Source organism: Vibrio sp. 10N.261.46.A3 (assembly GCF_041472995.1).
Classification (GTDB): domain Bacteria; phylum Pseudomonadota; class Gammaproteobacteria; order Enterobacterales; family Vibrionaceae; genus Vibrio; species Vibrio coralliirubri.
The window spans coordinates 58,569-76,638 of the sequence record NZ_JBFRRH010000049.1 but is presented as its reverse complement, the minus strand read 5'-3'; the positions used below and the strand labels follow the sequence as shown (position 1 = coordinate 76,638).

Here is an 18,070-nt window from a genome sequence, read left to right as displayed (position 1 = left end):
AAGTTGATTCGGTATACAATCACGATATCTGCTTTCTTACCCACTTCAAGAGAACCTATTTGGTCTTCCATATGGAGGGCTTTTGCGCCGCCTAATGTCGCCATCTCAATGACTTGTTCAGGGATCATAATGGTGCGGTCTGAGTGCTTTAAGCGTTGCATGTTTGCTGCGTAGCTTAATGTGCGCATGATATCGACTTGGTTAGAGCTCATTGGACCGTCGGTTCCTAAGCCAATTCGCATGTCGGCACGATACATCTCCCATGCAGGTGCGATTCCCGTCGCGCCTTTAGCGTTTGCCATTGGATTGTATGAGATACCCGCGTCAGCTTGCTTGAGAAGCTTTTGGTCATTTTCTGAAAGGTGGATGCCGTGAGCAATCACTACGCGCTCGTCTAGCACACCGATTTCATCCATGTATTCAACTGGCGATGTCGCTTTGGTTTCATCTTTGATGCGCTTTTCTTCATTAGGGAATTCAGCAACGTGAATCAGCACCGGCACATCGTATTGAGCAGACAGTTTATTGATTTCTTGGAGCTTATCTTTGCTCACGGTGTACACTGCATGTGGCGCATAAGCAGGCGTGATTAGCTCATCGTTTTTGTATTGTTCGATAAAGCCTTTGGCGTATTCAATGCCGCCATAAGGTTCTTTGGCATCGACCACAGGGAACTTAATCACGGTTTCACCGAGCACAGCGCGTAAGCCGACTTCTTTGGTTGCCTTTGCCATTTCGTCCATGTGGTAGTACATATCGGCGTAAGTTGTCACACCGCTTTGTGCCAATTCGATAGAGCCAAGCTTGGTTGCATTGTAAATCAGTTCACGGCTTAGCTTTTCAGCTTCTAGAGGGAAGAAGTAAGCGAACAAGCGGTTCGAGATGCCCTCTTCGCCTAAGCCACGAAACGCAATCATAGGGAGGTGGTTATGAGCATTGACCATGCCCGGCATAACAATCCCGTCTTGAGCATCAATCACCTTTTCAGCGCGGTATTGAGTGATCAAACCCTCGTTACCGACTGCGATGATTTGGTCGTTTTTCACCACTACGACACCGTCTTCAATGACATCCATTTCTGAATTGATCGTTAGAACCTGTCCGTTGGTGATGATCAGATCGGCGTTGTATGTTTGCGTCGCGACCGTCGAACCACAGCCTGCCAGTAGAACTGCGCTGATGGTGCATGCCAAGCTTTTGAGCGTCATTGCTAAACCTATATGTTGTGCGTGTAATATTGTTAGCAGGTTAGTCTTTTCCTTTAGAAAAAAGAGCACCGCTAAATTTTTGCGACACTATAACCTTACCTTTAAATAAAATGGCATACCTAATCGAGCCGAATTCAAGATAAATGAGTTATTGCACAACAGGTCACAAAATCGTGCTTCACGAACCTTTGTGATTAGCTTTGAGCTCAGCTTGTGAACTGCTCTTCGCTCGTTCAGCCGAACCTTTAGAAAAGAATAGCGCATACATCGAAGGAATCACCAACAGTACGACAGGCAACGAGAACAGCAAACCATAACCTAATGTGAGCGACATTGGCCCCATAAACACGTCCGTTCCGCCTAACCCATAGGCTAGAGGAAGCAAGCCAGCAACCGTGGTCAGTGATGTCATCACAATCGGGCGCAGGCGACTGACCGCGGCTTGAGTCACTGCATCTATTGCCTCTAAATCTTCGGTTCTTAGCTCGTTGATTCGGTTAATTAGCACTAATGAGTTATTCACCACCACGCCAGTCATGCCGAGAACACCAATCAAACCAAACAAAGACATCGGCTGCATGTGAACCACGAGTGCCATCAATGACGCCATAATCGCAAACGGGATAACCGCCATAATCAGCAGTGGTTGCAACAGTGAATTGAACATCACCGCCAACACGAAATAGATCGCCACCATTGCCGCGGGGAACACCACCATAAAGCCACTCATGGTTTCGTTGGTGCTTTCTGCTTCGCCGCCAACGCTGATGGTCACGTTCGATGGGTATTGACCATTGAGCTCTGTGACTAGCTCATCGGATAACGCGACAGGGCTAATGATCTCGTCAGATAAAGCCGCTGATACCGTCACTTCACGCTCCCCGTTGTAATGTTTAATCAGACGCGGAATTCCTATCTGTTCAACCGTTGCCAATCGACTGAGCGGTACTTGCTGCCCATCTGCGGTGTAGATTTTAGTCGTTTTCAGTTTCTCGATATCGCGGAATTGCTCGTCCAATACCACACGAATATCGACCTCTTGATCGCCAAGCCAAGTGGATGTCACGCTGTTACCATCAAAGCCGACTCGCAGTGCATTCGATAAGTCACTCACCGTTAAGTTGTATTTCGCCAGCCAGTGATATTGAGGAACGATATTCAGCTGAGGATCTTTCAGTGCCTCACTGTGATTGACGCTTGTCACTCCTTGGTAATCTTCTAGCCAAGCCATCACCAAATCCACGGTTTGATTGCGTTCGCTCTCGGTTCCGCCAAGAACTCGAACCTCGACAGGCTCACCGGGAGGCGGACCACCAGCATCAATTGAGAACTTAATAAACATACCTTCAGACACCACTTTCAACTCTTCATTAAGTGCCGCAATAATCTGTTCTGCTGAACGGCTGCGCTGGTCAAAGTTCGTTAAATTAATGACGCCTTGCGACACTGGTGATGAGTAAACCAATTCATAGCTAACCAGCTCCGTTTCTGGCAGAGATTCGACCGCTTGCTCTATCGACAGATGGGCTTCTCGCACCTTGCTTAGCGGCGTGCCTGCCTTCACTTCGGTGTACACCTCAATGTATTTACCCGCTTCTGTTGGGAAGATATCCACTTTCAACGAAGACACCAAAAAGCCAGAAACGGCGAAGCCAACCAACGCCAATCCAATCACTGACTTCTTATAGTTCAGGGCGAAATTGAGCAGCGAACGATAGTGGTTCGCTATCCATTCAAATCGATCCTTTTCTTGAGATTTTTGGTTGCTCTCTTTTGCAGAAGCCAAGTGTGCAGGCAGTGTGAGCGTACATTCAATGAATGAGAACACGAGCGCTGCGATTACGGTAATCGGAATCACGGCAACCGCCTTGCCCATAGTGCCCGGAATAAACATCATCGGGATAAACACTAAAGCAGTGGTTACTAAGCTCGCCATCAATGGCTTGATCACCTTTAGCGTCCCCGACACCGCAGCATCGACACCTTTTTTACCCGCTTCTTTTTCTTGAAAAATACTTTCTGCGATGATCACCGAATCATCAACGATAATACCGATCACCAACAACAGTGCAGCCAATGTGATGCTGTCTAAATTCAGCCCCATAATCGGCAAAACGATCATCACACCGAACACACAAAACGGGATAGAAACCGACACCCAAAAGGCGACACGTCGTTGCAGAATCATACTCAAGATCAGCAAAACCAACACCAAACCGATTGCACCATTAGTTGCTACAATCGAGAACTTCTCGCTCATGTCTTTACCAAGGTCGAGGCTGGTCTGGAAGATGAATTGATCGCCAACGCGTTCGCTTTCTTTGGCTAACAAAGCCTTGATACTGTCGATGGTAGCAGTCACATCGGCGCTGCCACTGTTTGTGATTGAGAAAATCACCGCCGGTTTCCCGCTCAAAACAGGATCTTCAGTTGCGCGCGCAAAGGTATCAATCACCGTTGCCACATCAGACACACGCACAACCTGACCAGAATCCAGCGCCTTGATTACGATGTCAGAAATATCACCGGTCGAGGCCACTTTGGTCATGGTGACGATCTTCTGCTCTTGACTCCACGACTCTACAAAACCACCCGATTGCGACAAATTGTGTTGCTCTATCGCGGTACTGACGTCATTGAAGGCAACTTGGTAACGACGTGCTTTTTCCGGGTCAACTTCAACCCAAAACTCTCGATCGTTAAACCCAGAAAGCTTGATAGCACCAACGCCACCAAGGTTGTTGATTCTCTTTTCTAGCTGATACGCGTAGTGCTGCAATGAAGCGGGATCGGTGTTGCTGTCTGATAAGCTCACGCCAAAATGGTACACATCCAAAGAAGAGGTTTTCTGCTGAGTCACAACTGGTGGCGCATCTATATCTTTCGGTAGGTTTCCGACTCTATCGACCGCCTGCTGAATATCTCGCAAGATCACCGCTGCGTCTTCACCGGGTAAATATTCGACCTCAATGAAAGATCGCCCTTCTGATGATTCAGATGAAAAATAGGCAATGCCATCCACTGAGCGAAGTTCTTTCTCTATCGGGTTGGTGATGTTGAGTTCAATGTCTTGAGCCGTTGCACCGGGATAGATGGTTTCAATTTCCGCCGTGTCCATTGCAACATCGGGATACTCTTGTAAATTGAGCTGAATTAACGACATAACACCCGTCAGCAACACCATTACCGTAATAATTCGAGCTAAGAATTGACGATTCGCGAAGTATGCTAAAAAGTTCATCTCTACTGCCCTTTACCTTGATTCGAGTTCGCTGTTGCTTGAGCCGTTGTGATATTTTTCACCGCAAGATCTGTCGAGGCGTACACCGACATACCCGGCTTAAATTGATGCCCTTGGTTGGTGATCTCAACCAAGACTGGGTAGGTCAGATTTTGCATCTCGACACCAATGCGCTGCACGTTCGCTTCCATCTTGAGTTCTGGGTTGGTTTCAGACCACACCACCACTTCCTGGCCTACCGTGAAATGCTTTAAGTCATACTCACTCGCCATGAATGACAAGGTGACTTTATCGATATTAACTACCTCATAGAGCAAATCACCTTCACTCACCCAAGCGCCTGATTGCGCAGGTTTGTTAGAGATATAGCCCGAGATAAGAGACTCAATTTGCGTATTTTCGAGATCAACTTGAGATTGTTGATAGTCAATTTGAGCAACAGAAACAGCCGCTTTGGCACTAAGAAACTCGGCACGTGCTGTATCTAACTCTCCTATTGAAAGGCTGTTCTTTTTGATGAGTGCTTGATAGCGGTTATAGGTTGCTTTCCGTAATGCAAGATCCGCTTCTGCAAGCGCAAGATTGGCCTTCGCTTTGTTAACACTAAACTTAAAATCATCGACTTTAATTTGAGCAAGTAGTTGCCGTTGGTTTACAGCATCTCCCACTTCAAGGTTATTCATCTCAACAACGCCAGGCACCTCAGCCACAATACTGTGTTTGTTCAACCCTTGAACATGGCCGATCAGCTCTGTTGCTTGAGCTGTTGATACTTGAGTTGTAAAAACTCCGAGAAGTGCTGCAAGCGCGATGATTTTAGTTTTCATAATTCGACCCTCACCTATTGATGCGATCTATTATTGAACTGACTTTGTCGAATTAAAGTCAAAGTCGATGCTAGATTTATAAAGAATTTGATGAAATTTCATTTTTTTGATTAACGCTATCCATTAGAGATAAGTTCGACATGATTTTAGGTTGGCTACATTTTGGGTAGGGGCAGGTCTTTGGATCGGATAGATACTTGAACGCAGTCGTATTTTGGTTGTTGAAGACAATATCGAACGACAAGGCATTATTGCCGACTTCTAAAGGTCACTCTTCCATAAAGCAACGCATACAAAAAAGGACATCGAGTGACGTCCTTATTTTTATGAAATTGAGTTCGACTAGCTAACTAAGCTTTTCCTTTCACACCACAGCCTTTAATCACTAGCTGCGTGATGAATTCAGCGGCATCGGCATAGTCTTTATCATCGAGCTGGTCTTTCTGCATCACGCTGCAAATCTGCCAGCCAAAATCGGCGTAGGTTTGAGTGGCCGCCCAAATGGTGAACATCAAGTGATGAGCGGGAACATCGTCCATTAAGCCTTGCGCCGACCATGTCGAGAACTTATCAAGAATCATCTGGGATTGCTTATACAGCTCGTCACCAATCTCTTTCGGCAACACTTTCGCGCCAGACATCACTTCATTGGCAAACACTTTAGAGGCGTGCGGATGATCGCGAGAAATAATCAGCTTGGTTTGAATATATTGAGATAGGGCCTCAACAGGATCGCTGAGCTCTTCAATTGGACGAGATGCTTCTAGTAAAGGCTGAGTGACGGTTTCAAGCACAGCGTTGTAGAGCTTATCTTTAGAGCTGAAATAATAGAATACATTAGGCTTGGGAATGTCGGCCGCTTTCGCGATATCGGCCATTTTTGTTGCAGCATAACCATGAGTGGCGAATTGTTCACACGCGACTTCGATGATTAAATCTTGATTCTTTTGTCTGATCCTAGACATATTGCATCCTTTACAGCTCGTTACTGAAATCATAGTAATCAACGTGCTTCATTAGTCCAGAAGATAATTTCAGAACTCAAGGTCACCGCATTGATAACAATAAAATGGCCGCTCTATTTGTTAAGAAGCGACCATTCCATACTGTGTTTTTGAACTGTTCAAATTAAAGAATCAATATTGCGCGGAAGTCATTCACATTGGTCAACGTCGGGCCCGTGGTAAGAAGCACATCGAGTTGTTTGAAGAAATCGTAGCTGTTGTTCGCATCGAGATAGTCTTGCGCTTTAAGCGACAGGCTCGAACCTTGTTGCCATGTTTGAGGTGTGATCCACGCGCCCGCATTGTCTTCCACGCCATCAATTCCGTCGGTATCAGCAGCCAATGCGAATATGTTGTCTTGGCCCTTAAGCTCGTTATATAGGCTCAACAAGAACTCACAGTTACGCCCACCGCGACCATTGCCTTTAACGGTTACCGTGGTTTCGCCGCCAGAAAGTATCACGCAAGGCGTCTCAAATGGGTGCTTGTGGTTGGCGACTTGCTTAGCTAGCGCAGCGTGAACTTTCGCGACATCTCGCGCCTCTCCCTCTATACAATCACTCAACACATAAGCGGGAATACCTAAGCCTTCAGCCTCTGCCGCAGCGGATTCCAATGCCGACATCGGGGTGGCGATAATATGGTGTTCGGCGTTTTTCCAGCACTCATCATCCGGTTTCACGGTTTCTGACTCTGGGTTGTTCAACCATTCAAATGCCGAAGGTGGTGTTTCAATTCGATAGCGTTCCAGTATTGCCATAGCATCAAAGCGAGTGGTGGTGTCTGGCACGGTCGGGCCCGATGCAATCACACTGATGTCATCGCCCGGCACATCTGAAATCGCCAAAGAGACCACTCTTGCTGGGTAAGCAGCTTTCGCTAATCGCCCACCTTTGATAGAAGATAAATGCTTACGAACGCAGTTCATCTCATCAATGGCGGCGCCCGATTTAAGCAACGCTTTATTGATTTGTTGCTTCTCTGCCAAACTGATATCGTCACCGGGCAAGCTTAGTAATGCAGAGCCACCGCCTGACAGTAGGCAAATAACCGTGTCGTCAGCGCTCAAGCCACTCACCAATTGCAGCATACGTTGGCTCACTTCTAAGCCCATCGCATCTGGCACGGGGTGCGCAGCTTCAATCACTTCGATATGTTCGCAAGGGGCGGTGTGCTCATAACGAGTCACCACCAAGCCTTCAAGGTCACGCAGTGCAAGGTCTTGTTGTTTCTTTGCCTGCCAAACCGCTTCAAGCTCTGCAGCCATTGATGCGGCCGCTTTTCCTGCTCCTATCACCACAGTACGCCCGGCTTGATTAGCAGAACGATAAAAAATGTCTTGAGGAAGAAAAGGTTCGATGTGATTTTTAGGTAGCGCCTGATTAACAGCACTTGAGAAAAGGGTTTGCAGAAACTGCTTAGCATCAATGTCCATCAGCCACTCCTTAGTTGACGGAGAAAAAAAGAACCCCGATACAAGGCCAAAGGGTGCCTGCTAAGATCAAGTTGGAAAGGAACAACTTCAACCTCTGCCTCGTATCAGGAACGCGTATAAAAGGAGACGAAACTACGCGATTTATAAACAAACTGTTGGGCTACGAATCGATAGCAGCCCTAATTAATTAACGGATAATCGGTTGATTGACTAACCACTAAACGGACAAACCGTTAACTAGATTAACGAATCGAGTGGTCAGAACGTTTCTCAATCGCTTGGATAAGCGCAGAGTGGTCCCAACCTTCGCCACCCATTTCGGCACACTCGCCAAACAACTCTTGAGCGTTAGCCGTATTAGGTAGTGCAACCCCTAGCTCTTGTGCGCCCGTTAGCGCTAAGTTGAGGTCTTTTTGGTGAAGTGAGATTCTAAAGCCCGGGTCGAATGTGCCTTCAACCATACGCTCACCGTGCACTTCCAATATCTTAGAGTTAGCAAAGCCACCTAATAGCGCTTGACGAACTCGTGCTGGATCAGCACCAGCTTTTGAAGCGAAGACTAACGCCTCAGACACGGCTTCGATATTCAGAGCAACGATGATTTGGTTTGCGACCTTACAGGTTTGACCTGCACCGTTATCACCCACCAGCGTGATGTTCTTACCCATGATTTCAAATAGCGGACGTGCTTTGTCAAAGGCGTCTTGCTCACCGCCCACCATGATAGTCAGCGCTGCATTAATAGCGCCTACTTCGCCACCTGATACCGGTGCATCAAGGTATGAAGCACCACCTTCATTGATTCGCGCTGCAATTGCTTTGGTCGCGATTGGCGAGATCGAACTCATGTCGATAACCAGTTTCCCCGTTGCGCCACCCGCCGTTAGGCCTTTCTCGACGCCGTTGTCACCAAACAGGACATCTTCAACTTGTGGTGTATTCGGCACCATTAAGATAACGATATCTGCTGCTTCAGCCGCTTCCGCTGGTGAATGACAGACCGTTGCGCCCGCTGCCACAAGGTCGGCAGGTGCTGCATTAAAGTGATCCGACAGAATCAAATCGTGACCTGCTTTTTGAAGGTTACTCGCCATAGGTTTACCCATGATGCCAGTTCCGATAAATGCAATTTTAGACATGTTGTTCTCCTTAACGTTTGAGGGTTACCAGACTCAATTAACGGTACTGGTGCAGCCAACCAAGGCCTTCTGTCGTTGTTGTTTTTGGCTTGTATTCGCAGCCAACCCAGCCTTGATAGCCAAGCTCATCAAGATAATTGAGCACGAATGGGTAGTTGATTTCGCCAGTACCCGGTTCGTGTCGGCCTGGATTATCCGCCAGTTGCACGTGTGCGATTTGGCCAATATTTTGTTGCATGGTCGGCGTAAGATCGCCTTCCATAATTTGCATGTGATAAATATCGTATTGGATAGAAAGGTTATCGCTCCCTACCTCTTTGATGATCGCTTTGGCTTGCTCAGTCGTGTTCAAGAAGAAGCCCGGAATATCGCGAGTATTGATTGCTTCAATCACTAAGCAGATGCCTTCTGCTGCTAGCGCGTTCGCCGCGTAATGCAGGTTAATCACAAACGCCGATTGCGCGTCTTGTTGGGTCACACCTTGCGGAACAATCCCCGCCAAGCAATTCACTTGAGTACAACCGAGCGCTTTTGCGTAAGCGATGGCTTTAGGTACACCCGCTTGAAACTCTTCAACTCGCGCTGGGTCGACCGCGATACCACGGTCGCCAGCGTCCCAATCACCCGCAGGCAGGTTAAATAGCACTTGCTCTAGGTTATTAGCGTCGAGCTTGGCTTTGATTGCCTGAGCATCAAAGGCGTAAGGGAAAAGGTATTCCACACCTTGAAAGCCCGCTTCTGCGGCGGCTTCAAAGCGGTCCATAAAATCAACTTCCGTGAATAACATTGACAAGTTTGCTGCAAATTTTGCCATGACTCTGTCCTTATTCTTTATTTTTGAAAATCTGGTTATTTGTAGTAGAGCCTCGCTATATTGGAGGCTTTTCCGTAGAGCTAAGCCTCAGCTCTACGGATACACATGACTTAATGATTACTTGTACGCCAGCGCAGTTGGAGCATCGCCGCGGCTTTCGGCAAGTGGCTCAAATTCGTTGATGGCATTGATCTCTACGCCCATCGCAATGTTGGTTACTCGCTCAAGAATCAGCTCAACGACCACTGGCACCTTGTGCTTGTTCATCAGCTCTTTGGCTTGCTCAAACGCTGCCGCAATTTGCTCTGGTTCACGAACTCGAATTGCCTTACAACCTAGGCCTTCAACAACGGCAACATGGTCAACACCGTAGCCTTCAAGCTCTGGTGCATTCTGGTTATCGAACGCCAGTTGTACACAATAGTCGATATCAAATTGGCGCTGTGCTTGACGAATCAAACCTAAGTAGGAGTTGTTCACCAACACATGAATGTATGGCAAGTTGAACTGAGCACCTACCGCCAGTTCTTCAATCATGAATTGGAAATCGTAATCACCAGAGATAGCAACAATATCGCGATTTGGATCGGCTGCTCGTACACCTAATGCGGCTGGTGTTGTCCAACCCAATGGGCCAGCCTGACCACAGTTGATCCAGTTACGCGGCTTATAAACATGCAGGAACTGAGCGGCGGCGATTTGCGACAAACCAATGGTGCTCACATAGCAAGTATCACGACCAAATGCCTTGTTCATCTCTTCATAAACACGCATTGGTTTCATTGGTGCTTCATCGAAATTGGTTTTACGCAGCATGGTCGATTTGCGTTCCTGACACTCACTAGCCCAAGCATTTCGGTTCGGCAACTTGCCAGCGTCACGCCACTCCTGCGCCACTTCAACCATTAGCTCTAGTGCTGCTTTCGCATCAGAGACAATGCCTAAATCTGGGCAGAACACGCGGCCGATTTGAGTCGGTTCAATGTCCACATGTACGAACTTGCGGCCTTCAGTGTAAACATCCACAGAACCGGTATGACGGTTAGCCCAGCGGTTACCCACACCAAACACAAAGTCAGAGTTGAGCATGGTTTCGTTACCGTAACGGTGGGAAGTTTGTAGCCCCACCATGCCCGCCATTAAGTCATGATCATCCGGGATCGATCCCCAACCCATTAAGGTTGGAATCACAGGAACACCAGTGATCTCGGCAAACTGTTGCAACAATTCGGACGCGCCAGCGTTAATCACGCCACCACCCGATACAATCAACGGTTTTTCCGATTGAGACATCATAGTTAACGCTTTCTCAACCTGCGCGCGAGTTGCTTGTGGTTTGTAAGGTTCTAGCGGTTCATAGGTATCGATATCAAATTCAATTTCAGCCAGCTGAACATCAATCGGTAGATCAATCAGGATTGGACCCGGGCGACCCGAACGCATCAAATGAAAGGCTTTTTGGAATGCGCGTGGCACTTGTGCAGGTTCCAGCACCGTGGTTGCCCACTTAGTCACTGGTTTAGCGATAGATTCAATGTCGACCGCTTGGAAATCCTCTTTATGAAGACGAGCACGTGGCGCTTGGCCTGTGATGCATAGAATTGGAATCGAATCTGCAGTCGCAGAATAAAGACCCGTGATCATGTCCGTTCCCGCAGGACCAGAAGTACCAATACACACACCTATATTGCCTTGATTAGTGCGCGTGTACCCTTCAGCCATATGGGATGCACCCTCTACGTGACGAGCTAAGACGTGGTCGATTCCTCCGAGCTTTTTCATAGCCGCATACATAGGATTAATTGCTGCGCCGGGAACACCAAATGCGATGTCTACACCTTCACGTTTAAGCACCTCTACCGCTGCTTCAATCGCTTTCATAATTGCCATTCGAACCTCCAGTTCAGATTGTATACAATTAAACTAACTTTTGTGTACTATGAACCATCCTCGCCATTTATCAACCCCAAAATGAAACAATTTAGTTACATACCGCTGCCATTCTGAGTAAGCACCCACCCTGAAAAGCTTACAATTCATTGCTTTACATAAAATATCTTTACGTGAAAATAAATCACAAAAAGATCAAATGATAAATAAATGTTAAATACCCTTTGCTTGTTTACAATTTATGCAATATAAATATCCTTAAAAAGAGCATTTTGTATACAAAGTGACATCGTATTGTTCAAAGGAGACAACAATGATGAATGACGTAAAAGAGAGAGAAGAAGTACAGTGTATGCAGGTACTCGGGAATATGGACAACTCCGAGTACAAAGAGATCTTGTCTAAAGATGCATTAAAATTCTTAGAAGCTCTCGTCAATAAGTTTGGAGATCGCCGTCATGCCCTGCTAAGTGACCGCGACACAAAACAAGCTCAGTATGACGAGGGAGAGCTACCCAATTTCAGAAAAGACACCATTTCCATTCGTCAGAATAAAGAGTGGAAGGTGGCAACGCCTCCACCAGAACTGCTTGATCGCCGCGTAGAGATCACCGGGCCTATCGAAAGAAAAATGGTGATCAACGCGCTAAACTCAGGCGCGAAAGTCTTCATGTGTTGCTTTGAGGATGCGTCTTCCCCGACTTGGGCCAATATGGTCGAAGGGCAAATCAACCTAAGAGACGCTAACCTTGGCACCATTAGTTATTTCGATGAGAAGAAACAGAAGCGTTACCAATTAAACGACGATCCTGCACTGCTGATCGCTCGCCCACGAGGGATCCACCTTCCTGAGCAATCCATCCAATTCAACAATCAGCCTATCGGCGGTTGCTTGATGGACTTCGCCTTGTACTTTTTCCACAACTATCAATCACGAGCACAACAAGGTTTAGGGGTTTACTACTACATTCCCAAGCTTGAGAGCATGGAAGAAGCACAGTGGTGGGACGATATTTTCAGCTTCACCGAAAACTATTTCCACGTACCCAAAGGCACCATTCGTGCGACGGTTTTGATTGAGACACTTCCAGCCGTATTCCAAATGGAAGAGATCTTGTACGCAATGCGTGATCATATCGTAGCGATGAACTGTGGCCGTTGGGATTACATCTTCAGCTACATCAAAACGCTGAAGAACCATAAAGACCGCATCCTGCCAGATCGTCACGGGATCGGCATGGACCAAGAATTCCTTAACGCCTACAGCCAACTGTTGGTACGCACTTGTCACGCTCGCGGCGCACTGGCGATGGGTGGTATGTCTGCCTTTATTCCAGCAAAAGATCCGCAAGAAATGGCGCGTGTGACCGCCAAGGTTATCGAAGATAAACAAAGAGAATCTCAAAACGGACATGATGGAACATGGGTTGCGCACCCTGCGCTGGTTGATTTGGCAATGTCGATCTTTGATAAGCACTTAGATGGCAAAGTAAACCAAATGGATTTCCAAAGCCCAGAGCATGTGATCAATGCAGACTCGTTGCTAAAGCCTTGTGAGGGCAGTCGCGACGAAGCAGGAGTACGTAAGAATATACGCATCGCGCTGTATTACATCGAAGCTTGGATTCAAGGCTACGGCTGTGTGCCTATCTACGGCCTTATGGAAGATGCCGCGACTGCTGAGATCTCGAGAGCCAATATCTGGCAGTGGATCCACCACGGTGTCACGCTTGATGACGGCCAAACCTTTACCAAATCACTATTCCACTCTTGGCTTTACCAGGAGTTAGACACGATAAAACATGAAGTCGGAGACTCGCGCTACGCAGCAGGTCGATTTGAAGAGACAGCTGATCTTTTCTATCAACTTTCTACAGCCGAAGAGTTCGCCGCCTTCCTAACTTTACCCAGCTATGGGCTATTACAAGAGTCCAGTTAGGACTCTTGTACCGAACTGAATCAGTCAATGATGCTCACCAACAAGAGTCATGATTGGCTGACTTAGCTTGGTACACGGCCCCTTGAAAAACTAGGAGATAACATGGGAAGTTTGACTCTACAACAAGCGTTAACCATTATTGATGGTACCTTACAAGCAGGAAACAAGATCCACACAGAACCTTTGACGGTCGCCGTCTTAGACAGCGGTGGCAAGCTGATTTCTCTGCAACGTCAAGACGGCTCTAGCATGATGCGACCAGACATCGCGATCGCTAAAGCGTGGGGAGCACTCGCTCTGGGCTGTTCCTCTAGAAAACTCGCCCAAGATGCTGACAACCGACCAGCATTTATCTCTGCCGTAAACGTACTCGCACACGGAAACATGGTGCCAGTACCAGGGGGCCTACTGATTCGAGACAAAGATAAAACGGTACTTGGTGCGATTGGGGTCAGCGGTGACATCTCAGACATCGACGAGAGCTGCGCCATTAATGGCATTGGCTGCGCAGAATTGTTTAGCGACGAGATGCTCCAAGCTTAATTCGCCAATTCGCTGTACTTGAAGTTCTTAGACAGGAACAAAAAAACCGAAGCGATTAGGCTTCGGTTTTTATTGAATCTAAAGGAAGATCTGCAAGACTACTCGTACGCACTCAACCATGTTTTCAGAAGTTGGTTGGTGTTCTTCTTCTGACTCGCAGACAATGATTTAACCAGTTTTTTCTGCATTTCGACATGTTCAGTCATCATTTGGTCAATCAGAATAAGACCATCTTTGGTTAACTGCACACTCACGCTGCGTCTGTCTTCTTTGCTGTGTTCACGGCTGATCAGCCCTTTGGCTTCTAGCTTATCAAGGCGATTAGTCATCGCGCCAGATGTCAGCATCATGGATCCAATCAGTTCTGATGGCGTCAGTCGGTAAGGCTTTCCAGAACGTCGCAACGTCGCCAACACATCAAACTCACCCAACTTCATATCGTATTTTTTATGAAGCTCGGCAACTTGCGTCTCCATATACTTGGCAATACGCATAATCCGACCCATCATTGCCATAGGCTCAGTTTCTAGTTCGGGCTTTTCCTTTGCCCATTGCTCTACTACGCGGTCGATAGCATCCATTTGCAATCTCGCTCCGTTGTTAGTCTGATTACTTCAAACTAGTTTAACATAAAGATACTTTACAACCACTAGTTCTCAGTATACAGTTCACACAATAGTTATCTTAACGTAAAGATATTTTAAATGAACATATTATTAGCAATGATCCCCGCGTTCTTTTGGGGAACAACCTATGCAGTGACGCAATTTACGCTACAGGAGTGGCCACCATTATTATTGGGTGCTTTGCGTGCGTTGCCTGCTGGTTTGTTATTGCTAGCAGTAAAGCCAACACTGCCTAAAAAAGGCGAGTGGCAGATCATTTTCACACTGGGCCTTATCAATATTGCGACCTTCTTTGGCTTAATCTTCGTAATGGCGCTAACGCTGCCTTCGGCAATCTCTGGCGTGGGTATGATCTCTGTGCCTGTGTTCGCGATGATCTTCCACTGGGTAGTGAAAAAACAGCGCCCACATCTGATTCAAGCCCTTTCAGGTATTGGCTTGAGCACCTTAGCGTGGGTACTCTTTAACCCAAGCCAAATTGCTCTGAACCCAATAGGTTTAGGCGCAATGTTCGCCGCGATCATGTGTATCGTTATCGGCAGCAGCATTACCAAGTCACTGGGTAACCGCATGCACTGGTGGAAGGTACTCACGTGGCAACTGATTTTGGGTGGTACGATTTTGTCTGTCGCGTCTGGCGTTCATGCATTCATCGACCCGCAGCCTTATGTTAACGCTGTCACTCATTTCGATACTCGTAATGCTATGGGACTCGTGTGGGTGATTGGGCTAAACACTGCACTGGGTTACGGCATGTATGTGTGGTTGCTACAACGTATGTCGGTGGTTGATTTCACCTTCGGTGGCATTGCAAACCCAGTAGCCGGCATCGTGACCGGTATGGTGTTGATGGGTGAATCATTCACTGCAGTACAATACTCGCTAATGACTGGCATGATAGTGATGTCGCTGCTTCCACAACTTATTCTGGCAGTAAGGCAGCCCAAACAAGTTAAGCCTGTTACGCAATAAATACTATCTCTTAAACGTATTGATCAAAAACGCGCCTCATTGTAGGCGCGTTTTTTGTAGCTATGCTGATAGCAATAACCCAACAGCCATTCTCGTGAGTTGATTACTTCCTGAGCAAAATTAGACCTCACAAAGAATAATGACTTTACTTAAACTATCTAAAGTGAATTTATTTTCTATAAAATAATTATATTAGAGATTTAATTTCCACATAAAACGTAAATTAGAGATAAAAAGACAAAACTTTTCTCCGACTACCTTTCTATACTGTGCCACGTCATTAAGGCGCTACAAGCCTATGATTTAAAATAATTATTAATGAGTAGTCACCATGAATTCGAAGTCGCTAACTATCTTGCTTTTTGTCTCTGTTTGCTTAATTTGGGGAACCACTTGGTTCGCTATGGAAGTAGCATTGCATTCTATTCCACCTATTTTTGCTACTGCGTTGCGCTTTTTACTTGCAGCCCCTCTGCTTGCGGTATTGGCGAAAGCCTTCAACCAACCACTGCTGTTCCCTAAAGGTAAGCGCCAATGGCTGCTTATTGTGGCACTGATGTATTTTGCTATTCCGTTCACTTTGATGATCTATGGTGAGCAATACATCTCTTCTGGTCTAGCGTCGATCATCTTCGCCAACATGCCCGTAGCAGTAATGCTGATGTCGGGTTTATTCTTAGGTCTACGATTAGCGAAACATCAAATCTTTGGTTTGGTCACAGCTGTTGTGAGCCTATGTTTAATCCTTGGCAATGAAATGCAAATGGGTGGTGATGACTACCTTATTGGCACGGTTTGCTTAGGCCTTGCTGTTGCGATTCACGCTGTTATGTATGTGCTGGTTCAAAAGCACTGCAAAGGTATTGAAGTACTGACCTACAACGCCGTACCAAGCTTAATTGCCTCCCTATTCTTGTTCGCAGTTTCTGCAATGGGTGAAAGCGTTAATGTTGAATCCTTCACTTGGGATTCAATCTCAGCCGTGGTTTACCTAGGTTTTGTGGCGAGTGTTGGCGGCATTGTGGCTTACTTTAAATTAGGACAGGTTTCGACGCCGTTCCAAGCGTCTATCTGCTTCTTAATCTTCCCAGTGGTTGCGCTACTGATCTCTTGCTACATCAATGGTGAGGTTCTATCTGAACAATCTCTGCTTATGATGATCCCTCTACTTTGTGGCATCTTGCTGACCAAGGCACCGAAGGGAATCTTCAAGCTACGCTCTTCTTTGAAAACAGTAAGTAGCAACTAGGCTAAGCTAATAATCTGTCGATATAACCCTAGGGCTCACAATGAGTCTCTAGGGTTTTATTTAGTTACGACTCCGACTTAAACTTCTCTCTCACTTCCACCGCATATACTTCAGTCTATTCCAACATGAGCACTGGTTCACTGCTCATATCAAATAGCCAATACGCATCAATCGAATGACTTAAAAGTCACTATCGACTACATTAGAAACGCCGAGAACAACGGCTCTAGTCTTAATTGCACCGTCTGTCTTCAACCAAGGAATGTCATGAGAACTCCCATCAAACACATGCGCCTGATTAAAGGTCAACCTTGCAGGGTTGAGGAACTGACTAACAGCGACGACGCGTTCTTAGAACCGCACAGACATGAATACTGGGAGTTGGTGTGGTGCGTGGATAGCTTAGGCAGTCAGAGCATTGATTTTGTAGACTATGACAACAAGGTTGGACGTATTTTTACCATCGCTCCGGGTCAAGTTCACCGATCTGAACTAGTAGGAGAAAGCGCTCGTTTGCTGGTGTTTACCCCAGGCTTTGTCAAAACCAACCATCGCAACACACAGCTGGTCGATACCGTTTTTGCCATGCATCAAAGTCGCCCTCCCTACTTAGATTGCAGTGAAGAAGGCAACCGCTACCTACTGCCTATTTTCACTATGATTAAAGAGGAGTGTGCACGAGAAGAGAGCGACTGGGATTTGGTAGAATCCCTCATGAATAGCTTTTTGCGCTACATATTACGTTTCGCCAGCCAATCATCATTGAAAGGCGAAGTACGCGACAGCCGAGTAAACCAAGTAGTCGATTTGATTGAGCAACACTACACCACCCACAAGAGTTGTGAGTTTTATGCTCAAGCACTGTCGATAACTAACAAACGCATCAATGAGATCGTGAAGGCTGAACGAGGCAAAACGGTCACCCAACTGATCCACGATCGAATCATCTTGGAAGCGAATCGAGAGTTGATCTTTTCGACCAAGACAATTAAAACTATCGCCTTTGAACTTGGCTTCGAAGACCCAGCCTATTTCAGCCGTTTTTACCGAGGGCAGATGAAAGAGTCCCCAGCAGAGTTTCGAACTCGATGTGCAGATAGTGCAACATAATAAGCAGATCATCCCTTTTTAGAACCCAGTTAAGTTCGGATAATGCTCCCTCTTTATTTCATCCAATTTGGTT

Annotated in this window: 14 protein-coding genes; 5 read left to right on the top strand and 9 right to left on the bottom strand. The window is 46.6% G+C overall.

What is annotated here, in order from left to right; genetic code table 11:
- From AB4484_RS13275 to gcl, 8 genes are all read right to left on the bottom strand, one after another.
- The coding region (locus AB4484_RS13275) for an amidohydrolase (RefSeq protein WP_372078629.1) at positions 1–1,208 on the bottom strand (1,208 nt) is incomplete at its 3' end.
- 178 nt (positions 1,209–1,386) lie between these two features.
- The gene (locus AB4484_RS13270; protein WP_372078627.1) at positions 1,387–4,449 is read right to left on the bottom strand and encodes an efflux RND transporter permease subunit; all 3,063 of its coding nucleotides are present in this window, start codon (positions 4,447–4,449) and stop codon (positions 1,387–1,389) included.
- A 2-nt stretch (positions 4,450–4,451) separates the two neighbouring features.
- Complete coding sequence (locus tag AB4484_RS13265; protein ID WP_372078625.1) at positions 4,452–5,276, bottom strand: efflux RND transporter periplasmic adaptor subunit; 825 nt, start codon at positions 5,274–5,276, stop codon at positions 4,452–4,454.
- A gap of 350 nt (positions 5,277–5,626) precedes the next feature.
- Positions 5,627–6,241 carry a TetR/AcrR family transcriptional regulator gene (locus tag AB4484_RS13260; protein ID WP_050647496.1) on the bottom strand — a complete coding sequence of 205 codons (615 nt, stop codon included), beginning with the start codon at positions 6,239–6,241 and terminating at the stop codon, positions 5,627–5,629.
- Positions 6,242–6,404: 163 nt separating this feature from the next.
- Positions 6,405–7,715, bottom strand: coding sequence for a glycerate kinase (locus tag AB4484_RS13255; protein WP_372078623.1), 1,311 nt, complete (start codon positions 7,713–7,715; stop codon positions 6,405–6,407).
- Between the two features lie 242 nt (positions 7,716–7,957).
- Positions 7,958–8,854: a 2-hydroxy-3-oxopropionate reductase gene (locus AB4484_RS13250; RefSeq protein ID WP_102556181.1), complete on the bottom strand. Its 897-nt coding sequence runs from the start codon at positions 8,852–8,854 to the stop codon at positions 7,958–7,960.
- A 37-nt stretch (positions 8,855–8,891) separates the two neighbouring features.
- On the bottom strand, positions 8,892–9,668 hold the full coding sequence (gene hyi, locus AB4484_RS13245; RefSeq protein ID WP_046223038.1) for a hydroxypyruvate isomerase: 777 nt from the start codon (positions 9,666–9,668) through the stop codon (positions 8,892–8,894).
- A gap of 117 nt (positions 9,669–9,785) precedes the next feature.
- Entirely contained in the window at positions 9,786–11,558 is a 1,773-nt protein-coding gene (gene gcl, locus AB4484_RS13240; protein WP_102575673.1) for a glyoxylate carboligase, read from the bottom strand.
- A 313-nt stretch (positions 11,559–11,871) separates the two neighbouring features.
- On the opposite strand from gcl, the gene aceB reads away from it, so the two are divergent.
- The gene (gene aceB / locus AB4484_RS13235; protein WP_065584809.1) at positions 11,872–13,497 is read left to right on the top strand and encodes a malate synthase A; all 1,626 of its coding nucleotides are present in this window, start codon (positions 11,872–11,874) and stop codon (positions 13,495–13,497) included.
- Between the two features lie 102 nt (positions 13,498–13,599).
- Positions 13,600–14,040, top strand: coding sequence for a heme-binding protein (locus tag AB4484_RS13230; RefSeq protein ID WP_004732837.1), 441 nt, complete (start codon positions 13,600–13,602; stop codon positions 14,038–14,040).
- A gap of 98 nt (positions 14,041–14,138) precedes the next feature.
- Here the strand turns inward: AB4484_RS13230 and AB4484_RS13225 are convergent, their stop codons facing one another.
- The gene (locus AB4484_RS13225; RefSeq protein ID WP_017054932.1) at positions 14,139–14,621 is read right to left on the bottom strand and encodes a MarR family winged helix-turn-helix transcriptional regulator; all 483 of its coding nucleotides are present in this window, start codon (positions 14,619–14,621) and stop codon (positions 14,139–14,141) included.
- Between the two features lie 123 nt (positions 14,622–14,744).
- Between AB4484_RS13225 and AB4484_RS13220 the strand changes: the two genes are divergently transcribed.
- The 3 genes from AB4484_RS13220 to AB4484_RS13210 all read left to right on the top strand — a co-directional run bounded on the left by AB4484_RS13220 (position 14,745) and on the right by AB4484_RS13210 (position 17,997).
- Positions 14,745–15,638 (top strand): DMT family transporter, encoded by an 894-nt coding sequence (locus AB4484_RS13220; protein ID WP_372078620.1) that lies wholly within the window; start codon positions 14,745–14,747, stop codon positions 15,636–15,638.
- A 331-nt stretch (positions 15,639–15,969) separates the two neighbouring features.
- A complete protein-coding gene (locus tag AB4484_RS13215; RefSeq protein WP_372078618.1) occupies positions 15,970–16,887 on the top strand; it encodes a DMT family transporter in 918 nt (305 codons plus the stop codon).
- A gap of 267 nt (positions 16,888–17,154) precedes the next feature.
- Positions 17,155–17,997, top strand: a complete 843-nt coding sequence (locus tag AB4484_RS13210; protein ID WP_372078616.1) for a helix-turn-helix domain-containing protein — start codon at positions 17,155–17,157, stop codon at positions 17,995–17,997.
- Positions 17,998–18,070: the final 73 nt, after the last annotated feature.

What these genes read in the sequence shown, in the direction of transcription:
- AB4484_RS13270 (WP_372078627.1), bottom strand. Translation starts at nt 4,449, where the DNA reads ATGAACTTTTTAGCATACTTCGCGAATCGTCAATTCTTAGCTCGAATT.
- AB4484_RS13265 (WP_372078625.1), bottom strand. Translation starts at nt 5,276, where the DNA reads ATGAAAACTAAAATCATCGCGCTTGCAGCACTTCTCGGAGTTTTTACA.
- AB4484_RS13260 (WP_050647496.1), bottom strand. Translation starts at nt 6,241, where the DNA reads ATGTCTAGGATCAGACAAAAGAATCAAGATTTAATCATCGAAGTCGCG.
- AB4484_RS13255 (WP_372078623.1), bottom strand. Translation starts at nt 7,715, where the DNA reads ATGGACATTGATGCTAAGCAGTTTCTGCAAACCCTTTTCTCAAGTGCT.
- AB4484_RS13250 (WP_102556181.1), bottom strand. Translation starts at nt 8,854, where the DNA reads ATGTCTAAAATTGCATTTATCGGAACTGGCATCATGGGTAAACCTATG.
- hyi (WP_046223038.1), bottom strand. Translation starts at nt 9,668, where the DNA reads ATGGCAAAATTTGCAGCAAACTTGTCAATGTTATTCACGGAAGTTGAT.
- gcl (WP_102575673.1), bottom strand. Translation starts at nt 11,558, where the DNA reads ATGGCAATTATGAAAGCGATTGAAGCAGCGGTAGAGGTGCTTAAACGT.
- aceB (WP_065584809.1), top strand. Translation starts at nt 11,872, where the DNA reads ATGATGAATGACGTAAAAGAGAGAGAAGAAGTACAGTGTATGCAGGTA.
- AB4484_RS13230 (WP_004732837.1), top strand. Translation starts at nt 13,600, where the DNA reads ATGGGAAGTTTGACTCTACAACAAGCGTTAACCATTATTGATGGTACC.
- AB4484_RS13225 (WP_017054932.1), bottom strand. Translation starts at nt 14,621, where the DNA reads ATGGATGCTATCGACCGCGTAGTAGAGCAATGGGCAAAGGAAAAGCCC.
- AB4484_RS13220 (WP_372078620.1), top strand. Translation starts at nt 14,745, where the DNA reads ATGAACATATTATTAGCAATGATCCCCGCGTTCTTTTGGGGAACAACC.
- AB4484_RS13215 (WP_372078618.1), top strand. Translation starts at nt 15,970, where the DNA reads ATGAATTCGAAGTCGCTAACTATCTTGCTTTTTGTCTCTGTTTGCTTA.
- AB4484_RS13210 (WP_372078616.1), top strand. Translation starts at nt 17,155, where the DNA reads ATGAGAACTCCCATCAAACACATGCGCCTGATTAAAGGTCAACCTTGC.